The organism is Pseudoalteromonas sp. SR45-5 (assembly GCF_014163565.1).
Lineage (GTDB): Bacteria > Pseudomonadota > Gammaproteobacteria > Enterobacterales > Alteromonadaceae > Pseudoalteromonas > Pseudoalteromonas distincta.
In genome coordinates, this window is record NZ_JACJDN010000671.1 from 1 (window position 1) to 2,081 (window position 2,081).

1 protein-coding gene is annotated in these 2,081 nt (G+C 32.3%); it reads right to left on the reverse strand.

Features of this window, described 5'->3' with window-relative positions:
• Positions 1-36: 36 nt before the first annotated feature.
• On the reverse strand, positions 37-429 hold the full coding sequence (locus tag H5072_RS17830) for a hypothetical protein (RefSeq protein ID WP_008139539.1): 393 nt from the start codon (positions 427-429) through the stop codon (positions 37-39).
• Between the last annotated feature and the right edge of the window lie 1,652 nt (positions 430-2,081).

Genomic DNA, 2,081 nt, shown 5'->3' on the forward strand with positions numbered 1-2,081 from the left:
TAAAAATAAAAAGCGAGCCTAAAGGCTCGCCAGAGTTTATGAGCTTTCTATTAACCGTAACCAACTGTCTTCTGCAGCTGCAAAAAACGCATTTGGTTTTAGCATAAACAGTTGCTCAAATTCTGCAGAAAATAAATTGCAGAAGTGCGTTATGTCTTCAATATGTATGAGTAAAAAGGCATACATTTCAATACCCTCCAAATACCGCTCTGAGAACTCAGGATTAGCAGCTAATAACTGTTGAGAAATACTAATACCCAGCACACTCCCCATGCTATCTCGGTGTAAATAAATGTAATTGGTGAAACCTAGTTCTAGTGTTTGCTTATCAATAACATCAGCTAATAGTAAAATGGTGGAAGCATCTTCCCACGGTGATTTACTAGCGCGTACATATTGGCGTATAAACGGTGATTTTTGTTCTTTCATGGTTTTTCCTAGTTAATTTGTCCTAAAGCTAACTAGGCATAAGTCAGGAGAAAAATTGAAAGTTAATAGATAAACGACTTAAATTTGCAAAACACCTCAAAAACATTAATGTTAAGTTACTATTTCAAATATTGAGAATTTTAGATGAGTGATTTTATATGGTTATTACCAGCTGCTGTGCTTACGATAATTCTAATTAAGCTTATTAAAAAAACTAAGAAAGTAGATTAAGTAAAAAACACTTAACTTTTTGAGTATAACCTAAGGTAGTTAAAGTGACCCATAAGTCACTTTAAGACCTTAAATGCAGCTTAATGATCCCTAAAAAGCACATTATGGTGAGGAGTAAAAACGCTAATGTGCGTTTTAATTTTTTAAGCTTTTAATTTGATTTATATTTTATTGTGTAGGGATCCTAAATGAGGTTAGCCGGTATCGACTTTGCTTGGCATTAACACATCTCAAACGCTTTACTCGCAAAAAATAGACACTATTGTATCCATTAATCTTATTTTAAATCCATTTTAGATACAGCTGTGTCTCTTTTATTGGGACGTATATTGTTAATTACCTACTATTAAGCGAAGGTTATGTGCAGCTAGCTTTTGCAGAGCATCTAAAAGAACGTCGCAAAAAAGCAAAAATGTCACGCGAAGCGTTAGCTAAAAAAAGTACGGTACCTGCTTCTACGATAAATGTTTGAAGTTACTGGGCTCATTTCATTCAGGCTGCTATTATTTTTGTGGCAATCTCTCGACTACTTAACTCGTTTATATGACTTAACAAAAGTGCCAACTCAAGGCAAGAATGCGCCAACGTCTATCGCACAGGTATTAAAGCGTTATTAAATAATATCGATTCAAAGGTTATGGTAGTTTGTGTTTTTAATTTTGTAGTTAATACAATTTGCCTTTTAAGGCTGTTTTTAAGATACTAACTAAGTGCTGACGAGTTACATAAAATCGTAGCACAAGCCATAGCACGACAAAGTAACAGACTGTTTTTAAAGACTTTAATTGAGAACCTTATAACTATCGCAGTTAATGCATTTGTTATTTATGAGTAAAGCCATTTCCTAGCCCTTTCAATTAAAATCATTATAAAACAAAAAGATAAGTAAAAATAAAGGTGTATAAAGGCTGATTTTTGTGCAACTCTAGTTTAATAAAAAACCGCTATTTTTCAATAAATCGTAACTCACCATTTTATTTTTAGGTGTAAATTTCAGCCATAAATTATGCCTATTTTTCTCTGTTGCTTTGTTGATCCTAATCAATAAAAATAGCTGCACTTTTACTAAGTTTGATACTATTATTTTAACTTTTCTATGTCATTTTTTAAGCTAATATAAAACTAGCTGATCTGCCGAAAAGCGCTTAAGCCCTCTAGTCATACGCTAATCTCGCCAAAAGAACATTCAAATAAGTGATAACAAGGGAATATAGTACCTCCAAAAATTTAGTCTTTCTCAAAGCGTTATTTGCTCAAATACTCTATGCCTAAAATTAAACCCTATTTAAAGCGTTAAGATGCTCTAAATGATAATTTATTCTTCGTATCATTACTTTAATTTACTTAATCGCCCAACCGTACCTGTAATCAATTGGTCATATTATTCACTTAGTATTTATTTAAAATAAAATTCTAGACTG

Excerpts from the sequence above, each read along its gene's own strand:
- H5072_RS17830 (WP_008139539.1), bottom strand. The coding sequence starts at position 429 with ATGAAAGAACAAAAATCACCGTTTATACGCCAATATGTACGCGCTAGT.